Source organism: Marasmitruncus massiliensis (assembly GCF_900186535.1).
In the GTDB taxonomy this organism is placed as follows: Bacteria; Bacillota; Clostridia; order Oscillospirales; family Ruminococcaceae; genus Anaerotruncus; species Anaerotruncus massiliensis_A.
Window position 1 is genome coordinate 826,134 of record NZ_FYDE01000005.1, and the last position, 15,401, is coordinate 841,534.

The 15,401-nt window shown below is 51.3% G+C and carries 15 protein-coding genes; 8 read left to right on the forward strand and 7 right to left on the reverse strand.

The window, feature by feature from the left end; all coding sequences use genetic code 11:
• Positions 1-18: 18 nt before the first annotated feature.
• From C1A10_RS12050 to C1A10_RS12070, 5 genes are all read left to right on the forward strand, one after another.
• Complete coding sequence (locus C1A10_RS12050) at positions 19-1,119, forward strand: substrate-binding domain-containing protein (RefSeq protein WP_101910493.1); 1,101 nt, start codon at positions 19-21, stop codon at positions 1,117-1,119.
• Positions 1,120-1,220: 101 nt separating this feature from the next.
• Positions 1,221-2,717 (forward strand): sugar ABC transporter ATP-binding protein, encoded by a 1,497-nt coding sequence (locus C1A10_RS12055; RefSeq protein ID WP_101910494.1) that lies wholly within the window; start codon positions 1,221-1,223, stop codon positions 2,715-2,717.
• Positions 2,714-3,691 carry an ABC transporter permease gene (locus C1A10_RS12060; RefSeq protein WP_101910495.1) on the forward strand — a complete coding sequence of 326 codons (978 nt, stop codon included), beginning with the start codon at positions 2,714-2,716 and terminating at the stop codon, positions 3,689-3,691. The genes C1A10_RS12055 and C1A10_RS12060 overlap by 4 nt, the downstream gene beginning before the upstream one ends.
• Before the next feature lie 14 nt (positions 3,692-3,705).
• Positions 3,706-4,740, forward strand: a complete 1,035-nt coding sequence (locus C1A10_RS12065) for a Gfo/Idh/MocA family protein (RefSeq protein ID WP_101910496.1) — start codon at positions 3,706-3,708, stop codon at positions 4,738-4,740.
• A 12-nt stretch (positions 4,741-4,752) separates the two neighbouring features.
• Positions 4,753-5,742 carry a sugar phosphate isomerase/epimerase family protein gene (locus C1A10_RS12070; RefSeq protein ID WP_101910497.1) on the forward strand — a complete coding sequence of 330 codons (990 nt, stop codon included), beginning with the start codon at positions 4,753-4,755 and terminating at the stop codon, positions 5,740-5,742.
• Positions 5,743-5,827: 85 nt separating this feature from the next.
• Here the strand turns inward: C1A10_RS12070 and C1A10_RS12075 are convergent, their stop codons facing one another.
• The 4 genes from C1A10_RS12075 to C1A10_RS12090 all read right to left on the reverse strand — a co-directional run bounded on the left by C1A10_RS12075 (position 5,828) and on the right by C1A10_RS12090 (position 9,494).
• Positions 5,828-6,598 (reverse strand): protein-glutamine gamma-glutamyltransferase, encoded by a 771-nt coding sequence (locus tag C1A10_RS12075; RefSeq protein WP_101910498.1) that lies wholly within the window; start codon positions 6,596-6,598, stop codon positions 5,828-5,830.
• Positions 6,595-7,590, reverse strand: a complete 996-nt coding sequence (locus tag C1A10_RS12080; RefSeq protein WP_101910499.1) for a hypothetical protein — start codon at positions 7,588-7,590, stop codon at positions 6,595-6,597. Before C1A10_RS12080 ends, C1A10_RS12075 begins: the two co-directional genes overlap by 4 nt.
• Positions 7,591-7,759: 169 nt before the next feature.
• Positions 7,760-8,116: an MmcQ/YjbR family DNA-binding protein gene (locus C1A10_RS12085; RefSeq protein WP_101911651.1), complete on the reverse strand. Its 357-nt coding sequence runs from the start codon at positions 8,114-8,116 to the stop codon at positions 7,760-7,762.
• A gap of 103 nt (positions 8,117-8,219) precedes the next feature.
• Positions 8,220-9,494: an adenylosuccinate synthase gene (locus tag C1A10_RS12090; RefSeq protein WP_101910500.1), complete on the reverse strand. Its 1,275-nt coding sequence runs from the start codon at positions 9,492-9,494 to the stop codon at positions 8,220-8,222.
• A gap of 246 nt (positions 9,495-9,740) precedes the next feature.
• Between C1A10_RS12090 and spoVAC the strand changes: the two genes are divergently transcribed.
• Genes spoVAC through spoVAE form a run of 3 tightly spaced genes read left to right on the forward strand, consistent with a single transcriptional unit; the run spans position 9,741 to position 11,592 of the window.
• Complete coding sequence (spoVAC, locus tag C1A10_RS12095) at positions 9,741-10,184, forward strand: stage V sporulation protein AC (RefSeq protein WP_101910501.1); 444 nt, start codon at positions 9,741-9,743, stop codon at positions 10,182-10,184.
• 11 nt (positions 10,185-10,195) lie between these two features.
• Entirely contained in the window at positions 10,196-11,227 is a 1,032-nt protein-coding gene (spoVAD, locus tag C1A10_RS12100; RefSeq protein ID WP_101910502.1) for a stage V sporulation protein AD, read from the forward strand.
• The gene (gene spoVAE / locus C1A10_RS12105) at positions 11,224-11,592 is read left to right on the forward strand and encodes a stage V sporulation protein AE (RefSeq protein ID WP_101910503.1); all 369 of its coding nucleotides are present in this window, start codon (positions 11,224-11,226) and stop codon (positions 11,590-11,592) included. Before spoVAD ends, spoVAE begins: the two co-directional genes overlap by 4 nt.
• Before the next feature lie 93 nt (positions 11,593-11,685).
• On the opposite strand, the gene uxuA is transcribed toward spoVAE, so the two are convergent.
• Genes uxuA through C1A10_RS12120 form a run of 3 tightly spaced genes read right to left on the reverse strand, consistent with a single transcriptional unit; the run spans position 11,686 to position 15,387 of the window.
• Entirely contained in the window at positions 11,686-12,750 is a 1,065-nt protein-coding gene (uxuA, locus tag C1A10_RS12110) for a mannonate dehydratase (RefSeq protein WP_101910504.1), read from the reverse strand.
• 48 nt (positions 12,751-12,798) lie between these two features.
• Entirely contained in the window at positions 12,799-14,199 is a 1,401-nt protein-coding gene (gene uxaC / locus C1A10_RS12115) for a glucuronate isomerase (protein ID WP_101910505.1), read from the reverse strand.
• Between the two features lie 27 nt (positions 14,200-14,226).
• Positions 14,227-15,387: a Gfo/Idh/MocA family protein gene (locus C1A10_RS12120; RefSeq protein ID WP_101910506.1), complete on the reverse strand. Its 1,161-nt coding sequence runs from the start codon at positions 15,385-15,387 to the stop codon at positions 14,227-14,229.
• Positions 15,388-15,401: the final 14 nt, after the last annotated feature.

Genomic DNA, 15,401 nt, shown 5'->3' on the forward strand with positions numbered 1-15,401 from the left:
TATTTAGGAGGAAAGAAAATGAGAAAATTATTGGCACTATTGATGACAGCGGCAATAAGCGTTTCCATGGCAGCCTGCGGTGGGGCGGCTCCCGCATCAAGTGCGGCTCCCGCGCCGGCATCTTCCGCTCCGGAATCAAAATCAGAGGCGCCGTCCAGCTCCGAGGCTGCTTCCGCCGGTGAAGGGGAAAGCCTGAAAGGCAAGATGCTGGGCGTTGTGACGCCAAGCGCGGACCACGGTTTTACGGCGGAGAGCATTAAACACGCGGAAATGGAAGTCAAGGCGATGGCGGAGAAGTACGGCTTTGACTACAAATTCATGACCGCCGCGGAGAGCAGCGAGCAGTCCAACGCGGTGGAAACCATTCTGGGAATGAATCCGGACTGTATCGTCCTGTGGCCGATCACCGGAAACGAACTGCGCAGCGCGGCGCAGGCGGTGCAGGATGCGGGCGTGCCGCTCATCATCTATGACCGCCTGATCGAAGGGTTTACCCCCACCTGCTGGATCATGGGTGACAACGATAAAATCGGTGAGGAATCCGGCACCTACTTCAACAACTTCTTCAAAGACGACCTTGCCAAGGGCAAAGTCAGTCTGCTGGAATTCAAGGGCGACTCCTCGACCGTTCCGATGCAGCGCAGCAATGGGTTCCAGAAAACCGCCGACCCGAACTTCCAGATCGTTCAGGCATTCGATACCGGCTGGCAGCGCCAGACCGCGATGGAACAGATGGAAAACTTCCTGAACACCAAGACCCCGGAAGAAATTGAATCGATCAAAGGCATTTTCTGCCATGATGACGAACCGATGCTGGGAATCATCGATGCGATCAAGAACTATAACGGCTCCGCGAAACTGGATATCCGTCTGCTTTCCGGCGTAGGCGGGCGTAAAGAGAATGTTACCATCTTCAAAGATTCCGGTGTCGAAGGGCTGTCGCTGATGACCTATACCTTCAGCCCGGCAATGATCCGCGACGCGGTGGATAAGGGCGTGGAAGTGCTTCAGGGCAAGACGCTGGAGGATCACTATCTGCTTCCGACAGAGATGGTGGATGCTTCCAATGTGGATGCCTATATGCAGTCCGAGGAATATCAGACACGTTACAGCATCTGATACCGCATCTGTTTGAGGATGATCGGGCCGGCCGAAGGTTGTCGGCCGGCCCTTTTGTTTGCAGACCGTGACGACCGAGGAAAAGGAAGGGCTGTGCAGCAATGTTTTTAGAGATGAAACAAATCAGCAAGGAGTTCGGGCCAGTCAAGGCGCTGACAGACGTCAGCTTTTCTGTCGGCCCGGGAGAGATTCATGGCCTTCTGGGGGAGAACGGCGCCGGCAAAACGACGCTGATGAATGTGCTTTCGGGGACCTTCCCTCCCACCAGCGGGGAGATTTTTATCGACGGCAAAAAAATGGAGCACATGACCCCCAGAAAATCCACCATGCTTGGCATCCGCTTTATCCATCAGGAACTGAATCTCTGCAACGACCTGACCGTTTACGAAAATATGTATCTTGGTGAAGAAATCCTTCGGAATGGCTGCCTCATCAACAAGAAAGAAATGGCGCGCAGGGCACAGGAAGTTTTGGATGGCATGAACGTGAAGATCAATGCCGTAAGCGTTGTTTCCCAGCTCGATCAGGCGCAGAAGCAGCTGGTGGAAATTGCTAAGGCGCTGCTGTTCCGCTCGGAACTGATTATTATGGATGAACCGACGACCGCGCTGAACAACCATGAAATTGAAAACCTATTTGAAATCATGCGCGCGCTCAAACAGCAGGGAGTCAGCTTTATTTATATTTCGCATAAAATGCCCGAGCTGTTTGCCGTCTGCGACAAATATACGGTTCTGCGTGACGGGATGTTCATTCAGAGCGGTCATTTTGCCGAGATTGACGAACACGGGGCAACGGAGCTGCTGATCGGAAAAGCGTTTGTAGACGCAAATCTGAAAGACGATAGCTGCTCTCCGGCGGATACCGAAGTGGTTCTGTCGGTCAGGGGACTGACGGGAAAGACCTTTCACGATGTCAGCTTTGAACTGCACAGGGGCGAAGTGATCGCTGTTACGGGTTTGCAGGGGGCAGGGTCCGCCGAGCTGGCCGAGGCGCTGTTTGGCGCATCTGCAAGCACGGGAGAAATTGTACTGAACGGGCGCAGGCTGAAACCGGTGACAATCCGCAATGCGATGCGCAGCGGAATTGCCATGGTGCCCTGCAACCGGAAAGAGCGGGGGATTTTTCCGGACTTGAGCATTCAGAACAACCACTCAATGGCTGGTTTTGTGATCCGAAAAGGGATGGCTGTTCATGAAAAAGTAGAGCGCCAGAGCTTTGAGGGAAACAGAAAAAAGCTGGAAATTAAAGTTGACAGCCCAAAGGACCCGATTACTTCCCTTTCCGGCGGCAACCAGCAGAAGGTGATCGTGGGGCGGTGGCTTGAAACCGATGCCGACGTTTTTATCATGGATAACCCGACGCAGGGAATCGACGTGGGCGCAAAGTACCAGATCTACAAGCTGATTGTGGAGCTTGCGCGGCAGGGGAAGAGCATCCTTGTCTTTTCCACAGAGTTTCCGGAAATCTGGCATATCGCGGACCGCTGTATTGTGATGTACAAAGGGCGCGTCAACGGGGACATTCCGCGAAGCAGCCTGACGGAAGTGTCCATGATGGCATATTCCACGGGGTCTAATTTGGAGGTGCGAAGATGAATAAGCTGGAACTGTCAAAAGAATCCATGAGTTTGCGCTGGCGCAATATTACCACCAATTACAGCCACTGGCTTTCGTTTATCCTGCTGATGATTGTAGCCGTTTGTGTCAATCCCTCGTTCCTGTCCTGGAACAATCTAACCAACCAGTTTGTTCAGGGCGCGATCATTGGAATCTGTGCGATGGGGATGAGTCTGGTCATCACAGCCGGTATGATCGACCTTTCCACCGGCTCGACTGTTGCGATTATTTCGGGACTTTCCGTTTATGTGCTCAACGCTACAAAAAGCATTCTGCTAACCATGCTGTTTTGTCTGGCCATGGGGCTGGCGCTTGGCGCTGTCAACGGGCTGCTGGTTACGAAAGGCAATATTGCCCCGTTCATTGTGACACTGGCGACCATGTCCGCCTACCGGTCGATTATCAACCAGCTGGGACAGGGAGGGCCGTTTACCGTCAGCAGCGAAATGTATGAGTCCTTCCGGATGGTGGCGGCGGGAAAAACACTGGGGTTTCCAAATCTGCTTCTCTTCTTTGTGATGATCACCGTGATCACAAGCCTCCTGATGAATCACGTCAAATTTGGACGTTATGTATACGCCGTCGGTTCCAATGAACTGTCTGCCCGGCTGTCCGGCATCAATGTCGACCGGGTAAAATTCCTGATTTTTTCCTATGCGGGGCTCTTGTCCGGTTTAAGCGCATTTCTGCTTGCTTCGCGCCTGACGGCAATTCAGGCGGCAAGCGCTGGAGACGGCTATGAGATGGACGCGATTGCGGCTGTCGCAATCGGCGGCACCAGCATGTCGGGGGGGAAGGGTAAGATCATCGGCACGTTCCTGGGCGTATTAATGCTGCGCATCATCAATACCGTGCTGATTATGGCAAATGTGCCGCCGTTCCTCAACGGACTGGTGAGGGGGATTATCATCATCATTGCCGTGCTGGCGCAGAGCAAAAAGAAAAATAAATAACTGGGGGTTGGAGTATGTTTCAAATCGGCATCATCGGCTGCGGCAAGATTGCCCAGGTGCGGCATCTTCCGGAATATGCCGCGCATCCGCAGGCAAAGCTTGCGGGCTATTATGACATCAACACGGTACGGGCTATGGAACTGTCATCCCGATACGGGGGAACGGTTTATGAAAGCTATCAGTCTCTGCTGGCGGACCCCGCGATTGACGCGGTCAGCGTCTGTTCGGCCAATGTGACGCATGCGGAAATCGCAATCGCGGCCTTGAAAGCGGGGAAACATGTGCTCTGCGAAAAACCGATGGCGACCACACTTGAGGATTGCCAGGCAATGGTGGATACGGCCAGAGCCTGCGGCAGGTTTTTAATGGTCGGGCACAACCAGCGCCTTGCAAAAGCGCATATCAAGGCCCGGGACCTGATTCGGCAGGGCGTAATCGGCCGGGTGCTGACCTTCCGGACGATTTTTGCGCACAGCGGCCCGGAAAACTGGGCGATTGACGGAAAACAGACCTGGTTTTTCGATAAGAAATCCGCTATGCTCGGCGCTATGGCAGACCTTGGCATTCACAAAACCGATCTGATTCAGTATCTGACCGGGCAAAAGGTGAAAGAGGTGCAGGCATTTGTCAGCACAATTGATAAGCGCGGGCCGGATGGAATGCTTGTGGGAGTGGATGATAACGCAATCTGCATTTTTAAAATGGACGGCGGAGCCGTCGGTACGATGACCGCCAGCTGGACTAACTACGGCAGTGAAGAGAATTCCACTGTACTCTACGGAACCGACGGGGTCATGAGGCTTTATGCCGATCCCAATTATTCGATGGTCGTGGAATCGCGGGACGGGCAGCGCACATTTTATGAGATTGACCAAATTCAGACAAATGATCACCAGACAAAATCCGGCGTGATTGATTTGTTTATGGAAAGCCTGATCAATGGGACGCAGCCGGAAATTTCCGGCGAGGATGCGCTGAGCGCCATGAAAGCGGTATTTGCGGCAATGGAGTCTGCGAAAACCGGAAAAACTATGACTGTTGAATCATAAGGGGGAATTCGTATGGCAAGACCAATTACGCTCGCAACCGGGCAGTTTGGGGATTTGGGACTTGAGGAACTGTGCGTTTTGGCAAAGAAAATGGGCTATGAAGGGCTGGAGCTTGCCTGCCACGCGCATTTTGATGTTACCAAGGCGCTGAACGACGCCGGGTATATCCCATGGCTGAAAGAAACGCTCGCGAAGCATCAGCTGGAATGTTATGCGCTGTCTGCCCATCTGACAGGCCAGTGCGTGGGGGATATCTGGGATTCGCGGCTGGATAATTTTGCGCCGCCGGCTTTGGCGGGCCAACCGGAGGCGATCCGGGGCTGGGCGGTTGAAGAAATGAAAAATACCGCGAGGGCGGCACAGAAAATGGGCGTCAAAGTCGTGACCTGCTTCACAGGCAGCCCGATCTGGAGTTTCTGGTATGCTTATCCACAGACAACGGAACAGATGGTGGAGGATGGCTACCAAAAGATTTATGACCTTTGGACGCCGATTTTTGACGTGTTCGATGAGTGCGGTGTGAAATTTGCGCTAGAAGTGCACCCGACAGAAATTGCCTATGACTATTACAGCACCAAACGCCTGCTGGAAAAGTTCGGTTATCGGGAGACGCTTGGTCTCAATTATGACCCGAGCCATCTGGTATGGCAGGGAGTCAATGAACTGATTTTTTTGCGCGATTTTGCCGACCGTATCTATCATGTACATATGAAGGATGTGAAAATCACGAGAGACGAGCGCGCAGGTGTATTGGGATCGCATCTGATGTTCGGCGATACGCGCCGCGGCTGGAATTTTGTCTCCGTTGGGCACGGGGATGTCGATTTTGACGGAATCATACGGGAGCTGAACCAGATGGGATACAGCGGCCCTCTTTCCGTGGAATGGGAAGACAGCGGGATGGAGCGTGAATTCGGCGCCACAGAGAGCTGTGCCTATGTCCGCGGAATCAATTTCAGCGCTTCCCAGACAGCCTTTGATTCTGCGCTGAAAACCAAATAATCAGAATGAAAAGCCTGTGCGGCAATCGATCATACCGCATAGGCTTTCTATTTTTACAAAGGGCAAAGCAAGCCGGCCATTCCTGTTAAGCGGCTGCAAGCCCTCTCTCGTATAGATCAGCAAACTTTTTAAAATTGGGACGCCCGGCCGAATCCATCAGATAGGCTGATTCATCGGCATCCTCTTTCCGGTTTTGATTTAAGGCATCGATGATGACCGCTGCGTTGTACTTGCCGATACCGTGTCCGTAATAGAGCCCGTTGCCCATATCAATGACATTTTCGCCCTGCCATTCGGGAGTTGTCGGGTCGACATCCGGGTTCATGAAGTATAGCCGGTCCCCGGGCAGGAAATCGCTGACGCTTCTCATCAGACCGATTTCCCTTAGCAGGGGATCAATCTGGTGCCAGTTCATCAAATAGATTTTTGGGAACATTCTGTCAAACTGATTTGCGGGGAAAACGTTGAGCAGGGCTTTGTAATAAACGATCACCATTGCGGTGGCACATTCGGTTCCGTAGAGGGAACTGTTTATGAAGATATCCTGAATTGCCTCACTCGGGCGGACGCCTTCCTTGAGCGAAAAACCGCCGTCATTCATGCGGTTCCAATAGCGGGGGTTGCATATCGAATCCCGGAATACTTTAAAAGCCATCCGGCTTCGGTAAAGCTCATTTGCCGCGTTGATAATTTCCCTGCGAAGCTTCAGCTCAAACTGCAGCTGCGCGACCGTACTGTACTCATATCTTTCACTGCCTGCATTCATCTTTGTCAGGATTTCCCGTTCAACGCTGCCGGCAGGATAACCGCTGCTGATGGTGGAAACATCAATTTGCTGATTCCCGATGAAGATCATTGCGCTTCCCTCCCTTGGCCTTTCGCGTATTTTACCTGCTGATTGATATCAGCGTGCATCCATTCTTTCCATTGCTGCGGGTTTTTGCTGTAAATTTGCTTGGAATATTTTGCAAGCAGCTTTCGGTCGGAGTCTTTTGTCTGGTGGAACTGCTCAAGCTTTTCCTGTTCAAATTTTGTCAGCGAGTAAGGCTTTTTCTGACTTGCCGACAGTCTCTTTTTGGAAAGATATTTTGCGTCGAGGTCTACTTTGAAAGCCCGCGGTTCGCTGGAACACTGCAGGTTTTCTCCTGTAAAATACAGATATGGCTGGTTTTCTTGAAACCAGTTCAGGTAGGATTCATATTTTCTTTCCGGGTTTCCGTGAATTTCTTCTTCCTCCTCGGACGTATAGTGCAAAAGTTCGCTTGCCAGTTTTACATCCTCCGGATTATTGGAGCGCAAATAGCGTGCCGCTAATTTTAACGCATAAGGATTGCGCGTTTCATAAAAGCACCATACCAAATCATGGATATAGTACCCTTTTCTGTTGCGTTCAAAGATTTCATTGACTACTGTTGGAAGGATGCTTTGATCTTTATATTTTTTGATCAGGAGCGCCGTTGTTACATCCAGAACCTGATCAAACTGATTGCTGAAGCCGTCTTCCCTCCAGCCGGTGTTAAACATCCATTTTAACACATGATAGTTCTGCTCATTGGTTGCCTGACTTGCAGTGTTGAGATGCTCCGCGAGGACTTCATTCCTCAATGCTTTGGAACAAACTTTACATGCTGTTGTATTGCGCAGATTCAGCAGGGGATATAAGTCCAGCGTATCGATTTCCGGCAGCAGCGTATAGAACGTAGGAAACGTAAGGTTTGGGTCGTTTAGCTGTGCGGCTGCTCTCTTCCGGTCTTTTTCGCCCAGACTGTAAAAAGTTTTTTTCAACTGGTCAATATCATGGCTGCTTTTATAGGCGTCGAGATAACTGACCATTTGCCGGTTGTTCATCATATTGTACTCCTTTCTTGCAGGATGAGGATCGCATGGGACCCTACAGTACATCATATTAAAAACCGCCGTTATGTTTCCGAAACCCCAAACTACAAATAAATGCCATTTTTTAAAATAAAACAAAAGAACCGGCGGGGCAAGCGCCCCGCCGGTTCTTTTTTCCTGTTTAGCCGCATATTTCCGTCTGCAGTTTTTTACTCAGGGATTTCAGCACAATCTGATATGCCTGATCCAGCATATCCCTCAAAACTTCATCCGGAACGTCCCCCTCAAGATAAAGGGAGTTCCAGTGCTCCTTGTTCATATAATAACCGGGGACAATGTCACGGTACTGGTTTCTCAACAGCTGTCCGAACATGGGGTCCAGTTTGACGGTGATAATTGGTTTTCCTTCCTTGTCCCCGCCGTGCATGGCGAACATTTTACCGTTCAGCATATACCGGGTCGCGTTCCAATCTGCTTTAAACTCTTTCTGGACCCCTCTTTTGGATAAGCAGTATTCGTCAAGCCAGTCATAGTTCATCATTGCAGCCCTCTCTGTAGAAAGTTTATTGATAAAAAACAGCCGATACCCTTCGGATACCGGCTGTGCCGCAAGCCGCAAAGGGCTTTTTTATAGTCAGGAATTACCGCTCCAGATTCTGGTCCCTCGCAGGCCCTACGCCGACCATTTTGATCGGGCATTCGCAGATATGCTCCAGCTTTTCCACATAATGCTTGCAGGCGGCGGGAAGTTCGTCATAGGATTTGCATTTAGACAGGTCTCCTTCAAACCCTTCGATTTCCTCGTAAACCGGTTTGCACTCGGCAAGTTCATCGATTGTTGGTGGGAAATCACGGATGATGGTGCCGTCCGCCTTCTTGTAAGCCACGCACACTTTGAGGGTTCCAAGATTGCTTAATGTATCCACCTTGTTCAGGGCGATGGCGGTCAGCCCGTTGACACGCACCGAATGGCGCATAATGACCGAATCAAACCAGCCGCAGCGTCTGGGGCGGCCGGTGACCGTACCGAACTCATGGCCGAGATTGCGGATTTTATCTCCCATTTCATCAAACAGCTCGGTGGGGAAAGGCCCTTCCCCGACGCGGGTGGTATAGGCCTTTGCGGCGCCGATCACTTCGTCAATCAGCGTGGGGCCGATCCCGCTGCCGACGCAGACGCCGCCGGAAATAGGATGGGAGCTGGTAACATACGGATAGGTGCCGACATCAATGTCCAACAGGGTACCCTGTGCGCCCTCAAACAGCACTTCTTTGCCCTCGCGGATGGCATTGTAGGCAAGCACGGAAACATCTGCCACATAGTTCTTCAGGCGTTTTCCGCAGGCAATATACTGCTCAATGATCGCGTCCAGATCCAGAGGCTGTTCTTTATAAAAATCCGTCAGCAGGCGGTTTTTGATTTCCCCGGTAATTCTTGCCTTCTGCGCAAAAACTTCGGGATGCACCAGATCATAAATGCGAAGGCCGGAGCGCTCCGCCTTATCCATATAGCAGGGTCCGATCCCCTTTTTTGTCGTGCCGATTTTTGAGTCCCCGCGCATTTTTTCGCTGAGCCCGTCCAGCGCCAGATGCCATGGCATAATCAGATGCGCACGCGGATCGATGCGAAGATGGTCACAGGAAATGCCGCGTGATTCCAGCCCGTCGATCTCCTTGAGAATATGAACGGGATCAATTACCACGCCGCTGCCCAGCAGGCAAAGGGTATTCGGATAGAGAACGCCTGAGGGGATCAGCTGGAGCTTATAAGTCTCACCATTACTTTCCACTGTATGCCCGGCGTTGTTACCGCCCTGCGAGCGCACAACCACCTGAGCACGGGAAGCGAGGATATCGATGATTTTGCCCTTGCCCTCGTCACCCCATTGAACACCGACTACTACTTTTGCAGGCACAACAAAAACCTCCCAACAAATTTACGACAGCTGCCAGAAACAAAACCATTCCCGCACATCCAAAGATGGCAGGAATCAAAACTTTTCCTACAGCTGCCTGAAAACGACCTGAACATCAGGCTGTCACCACTTATTGAAATCCGCTAATTATTATATCAATAATTTGTCGAAATAGCAACCGAAGAATAAAACTAATTTTTTTGCAGAAGATACAGAAGCAGATTTTGTATTAAGGTGGAATGATAGATGAAAATGACTCCGGAAGAATATGATCGGCTGTCAAAAAAAGCATCGCCGAATTCGCCGTCGGGGAAAAATATTACGATGGCGTTTTTGATCGGCGGTCTGATCTGCGCGCTTGGGCAGGCATTATCGCTCCTGTTTCAAAATAACGGGATGGACAAGGACACCGCGGCAGCGGCCGTATCGGTATCGCTGGTATTTCTGTCGGTCTTGCTGACAGGCCTGAACGTTTACGATAATATTGCGAAAGTGGCAGGCGCAGGGACGCTGGTACCGATCACCGGTTTCGCCAATTCTATGGCGGCTCCCGCTTTGGAGTTTAAGAGCGAGGGCTATGTATTGGGTCTTGGTGCCAAAATGTTTATCATCGCAGGCCCGGTAATCGTTTATGGAATCAGTGCCAGCGTGATTTACGGCCTGATTATCTACCTGTTTAAACTTTACTGAGGAGGCGCTATATGGCACAGCGAAAAGGAAACTATACGATTTTGTTTGACGATCCCCCCAGTGTCTGCGCATCTTCAGCGGTCGGCGGCAAAAAAGAAGCGGAGGGCCCGCTCGGGAATATGTTTGATATGACCAGCGACGACAGTTACTTCGGGGAATCGAGCTGGGAAAAGGCGGAAAGCAGGATGCAGAAGGACGCCGTCAACAAAGCGCTGGAGAAAGCAAATTTCTCCAATGCGGAGATAGAGTGCATCTTTGCGGGCGACCTGCTCAACCAGTGCGTGGGAAGCAGCTACGGACTTCGCGATCTGGGAATACCGCTTATCGGACTTTACGGCGCATGCTCCACCATGGCGGAAAGCCTGACGGTGGCGTCGGTCTTTCTGGAGTCGGGAGCGATCAACAAAGCAATCGCCTGCACATCGTCTCATTTCTGTTCTGCTGAACGGCAGTTCCGTTATCCGCTTGAATATGGCGGCCAGCGTACCCCGACCGCCCAATGGACAGCAACAGCCGCTGGCGCCGCTGTACTGGAAAAGGGGGATACGCCGCCGTTTGTCCGTGCGGCGACCGTGGGGACCATTGAGGATCTGGGAATCAAAGATGCGAATAACATGGGCGCCGCGATGGCGCCGGCCGCCGCAATGACGCTGAAGCGGTTTTTCGCGGACACGCAGACAAATGCCGAAAATTTTGACCTGATTATCACCGGAGATCTCGGAAAGGTCGGAACCAAGCTGCTGCGCGAACTGATGCAGCAGGATGGCTATCATCTGGAACATGCTCATACCGACTGCGGCCTGATGCTCTACAATATGGAAAAACAGGACGTCCACTCCGGCGGCAGCGGATGCGGATGCTCCGCATCTGTGATGTGCGGGCATATTTTCCCATTGATGCGCAAAGGGCAGCTCAACGATATTTTGTTTATCGCGACGGGCGCCCTGATGAGCCCGACCGTAGTACAGCAGGGGGAAAGTATTGCATCGATTGCCCATCTGGTTTATATCTCATCACAAAAGACAGGAGGCCGGGTATCATGAGTGTTTTAGTCGATTTATTGAAAGCGTTTGTGGTAGGCGGCATTATCTGTGCAATCGGGCAGGTTTTAATTGATTATACCAAGCTGACTCCCGCCCGCATTCTCACCTCCTATGTCGTAGCGGGCGTCATCCTCGGCGGTCTGGGCTGGTATCAAAAGCTGATCGATTTTGCCGGCGCGGGGGCCAGCGTACCTCTGCTCGGGTTTGGCAGCCTGCTTGCCAAGGGCGTTAAAAAAGCGGTTGCGGAAGATGGCGTGCTCGGTATACTCACCGGGGGATTTACGGCTTCCGCTGCCGGCGTCGCGGCCGCAGTCTTCTTCTCGCTGCTGATTGCATCCATTTTCAAACCAAAAGAAAAAGGTTGATTGTATTCCAAATAAGACCCGCCCTGCGCCAATCATGACGCAGGGCGGGTCCTGGCATTTTACAGAATCCATGAGAATCTTGACCGCTTCCCATCAGCGTGATTTTGAAACTGCTTCCCACAGGCCATTCAGATAACAGGCCCCCATTGCGCGGTCATACAGCCCGTAACCCGGCATAGAGACTTCACCCCATACGGCGCGTCCGTGGTCAGGACGGGTGATACCGTCAAATCCGATCTCATGAAGCGCCTTTACAATTGCATACATATTCAGAGAGCCGTCGGAGGAAAGGTGGGACGTTTCCTCAAAATCGCCGGGCGCATTGTGCCTGATGTTGCGAAGGTGTGCGAACGAAATGCGTCCTTTTAGTGCATGGATGATCTCCGGAATGTTGTTTTGGGGATTCGATCCAAGTGAGCCGGTGCAAAGTGTCACGCTGTTGCAGGGCGTATCCACCGCCTTCATCAGCCGCAGAAGGTTTTCTTTACAGGTCATGATACGCGGCAGGCCAAACACAGGCCAGGCGGGATCATCCGGATGAATGGCCATTTTGATTCCATATTTTTCACAGGTAGGCATAATCCTGTTCAGGAAATAGACCAGATTCTCAAACAGCTTCTCTTCGTCCACACCCTGATAGAGTTCAAACAGCTCCTTGATCCGGGCCATTCGTTCCGGTTCCCAGCCCGGCAAAAGGAAGCCGTTGGATTTGGAATCCATCGACGCGAACATATCTGTCGGATTTACCTTGTCGATTTCGCTCTGCTGATAAGCCAGCACGGTGGACCCATCCGTGCGCAGTTTTGCAAGATCGGAGCGGGTCCAGTCGAATACCGGCATAAAATTGTAGCAGATGACCAGAATCCCCTCCTGGCCGAGGTGCTCCAATGTGGCGATATAGTTGTCGATGTACTGCTCCCGGTCCGGAGTGCCGACTTTAATGGAATCATGGATATTTACACTCTCGATTCCCATGATCTTTAATCCCGCGTCCTCAACCGTCTTTTTCAGCGCGCGGATTTTCTCAAGCGGCCATACCTCACCGGGTGCCGAACCATAAAGGGTGGTAACCACTCCCGTGACACCCGGTATCTGTCTGATCTGCTCCAGAGAAACAGAATCATATCCCGGACCAAACCAGCGCAAAGTCATATTCATTGTTTTGTTTTCCTCCTACACATACAGATCTTTCAATTTCGCATACCGTTACTTTTCTAAATAGTTTCTCACGTTTTTGAAGCAGATTCCCTCGATGATGGTTTTCAGTGTCTCCTCGTCCCCAGGGAATTCGCCGTTTTCCACCCATCCGCCTACCAGATTGCACAGGATACGGCGGAAATACTCATGACGCGGATAGGACAAAAAGCTGCGGGAATCCGTCAGCATGCCGATAAACCTGCCAAGCAGGCCGGTGTTTGCCAGCACACGCATCTGCTCCTCCATGCCGTCGCGGTGATCCTGGAACCACCATGCCGTACCGAATTGAATTTTTCCCGGGATTTGTCCATCCTGAAAATTTCCGGTCATCGAGCCAAGCACATAGTTGTCTGCGGGATTTAAGGTAAAGAGGATCGTTTTGGGGCATTGCTTCGTCTTGTCAAGCTCATTCAGCAGCGCAGCGACATTATGGGCTTGCGCATGGTCCGCAACGGAATCATATCCGGTGTTGGCTCCGATTTGGGACACCATCCGTGAATTGCAGCTGCGCATTGCACCCATGTGAAGTTCCATTGCCCAGCCGCGGCGGCTGTACTGTCTTCCTAAAAACAGCATTAACACGGTTTTGAATTTTTCGGCGTCTTCGGCTGAAATGGGAACTCCTGCTACTGCGTCCGCAAAAATTCGCTGTGCATCCTCAGGGGTCGCCTGTGTAAACGGTACAAATTCAAACCCATGGTCACTGGCCATACACCCGCACGCTGAAAAATCGTCCATTCGTTTCTTTAAGGCCTGCTCGAGCTCAGAATAATTGAAAACGGGAAGACGGGCCGCATGGGAAAGTGTTTTCATATAATCGGAATAGTCGGCTGCCTCTACGGAAAGCGCCCGGTCAGGCCGGAATGCGGGGGATATCCTGGTTTGCAGCTTGTTTTCCTTTTGCAGCAGGATATGGTAGTCCAGCGAATCCGCGGGGTCTTCTGTCGTGACAATCGCAAACACATTTGAACGTGCGATTAGTTCCTGCGGGGTAAACCCGCCGTTCTGAATGACTGCGTTTGCTTTTTCCCAGATTGCCTGCGCGTTGTTCGAATTCAGTACCTGCGTGATTCCAAAATAGCGCTGCAATTCAAGATGCGACCAGTGGTAAAGCGGATTTCCGACAGCATAAGGAAGCGTTTCGGCATATGCCTTGAACTTTTCCCAACCGTTTGCATCTCCGGTTATATATTTTTCGGGAACCCCGTTCGCGCGCATAAGCCGCCATTTATAATGATCGCCCCCGAGCCACGCCTCGGCAATATTGCTGAAAGGCTTATTTTCATAAATTTCTTTGGCACTCAAATGACAGTGATAGTCAAAAATCGGCTGATTTTTCGCATAAGTCTCAAACAGCCTCACGGCAGTGGAATTTGAGAGCATAAAGTCTTTGCCCATAAACTGTTTCATCAGCAAGTCCTCTTTTTATCATGATTTTTAGGAATGAAAACGCTCACTTGCCAGGGAAATTTTTCCCGGCTGCTGGGTATCTATCGATTTGCTTTTCTGATAATAATGCGGAACTGTTGCCTGAAGCCCTTCCTGTGTATAAAAGGAATCGTCTTTTTGAATCGGAAGCTTTGCAGGCATCCCTGTTGATGCGGATTTGTAAATTGCCATAATGACTTCTACGGTATTGCGCCCGGCGATCCCGTCGGTAATGAGCGGAGTTCCGTTTTCAATCGCATTGATGAAATGATCGATCTGACCTGTGTGGCCTTCATATTTTAAAGGCGGCAGGCTGTGATACTTTTTCGACAGTTCTTCCGCGAACAATGGGTCAGGCTCCGGAAACCCGTTTGGCAGTGATTTGCTGCACTGGATATCAAACGGCAGGGAGATGCCTGCCCGCTCCGTCTGGAAGGTCATCTGCTGCTGTTCTCCATGGTGCACCAGGGAACTGGTGATCTGACCGACAGACCCGTTTTCAAAACGCAGCAGCGCCATGGAGAGGTCTTCCACCTCAGAGTTGGTATGTGCAAGGTTAGCCATGATTGCGGTGACTTCAGTCGGCATACCCGCCATCCAGGTTAAAAGGTCGATGTGATGCACCGCATGGTTTAACGTACATCCTCCGCCTTCTGTTTCCCAGCGGCCCCGCCAGCTTAAGTCATAATAGCAGCCGCCTCGCCACCAAACGGAATAGGCCTGCGAATACAGCAGTTTCCCACAGATTCCATCATCCAGCAACTGCTTGATATGGTAAGTGGAAGAGATAAACCTGCTTTGCGCCACAACCGAAATCAGACGGTGCGCACTTTGCGCCGCTTCAAGAATCGCATCGCATTCCGCAAGGGAGGAAGCCATCGGCTTCTCCAGTAAAACGTGTTTCTCTGCATGCAGGCAATCGACCGCGATTTTACAATGGAGGGATGGGGGAACACAGATGGAGACAATATCGATCGTTTCCTGCCGTAAGGCTTCTTTATAATCGCTGTAGGCCCGCGCATTTAACTGATAATCATCCATAAGTCTTTGGGCTTTTTCAAGATTTACATCGGCAATCGCGGCAATGGAAACTCGGTCTTTCAGTGCCAGATAGCTCTCGATGTGTGTACTTGCGATTGCTCCGGCGCCAATAATCATGACATGCAGCATTTGCTCACCTCTTC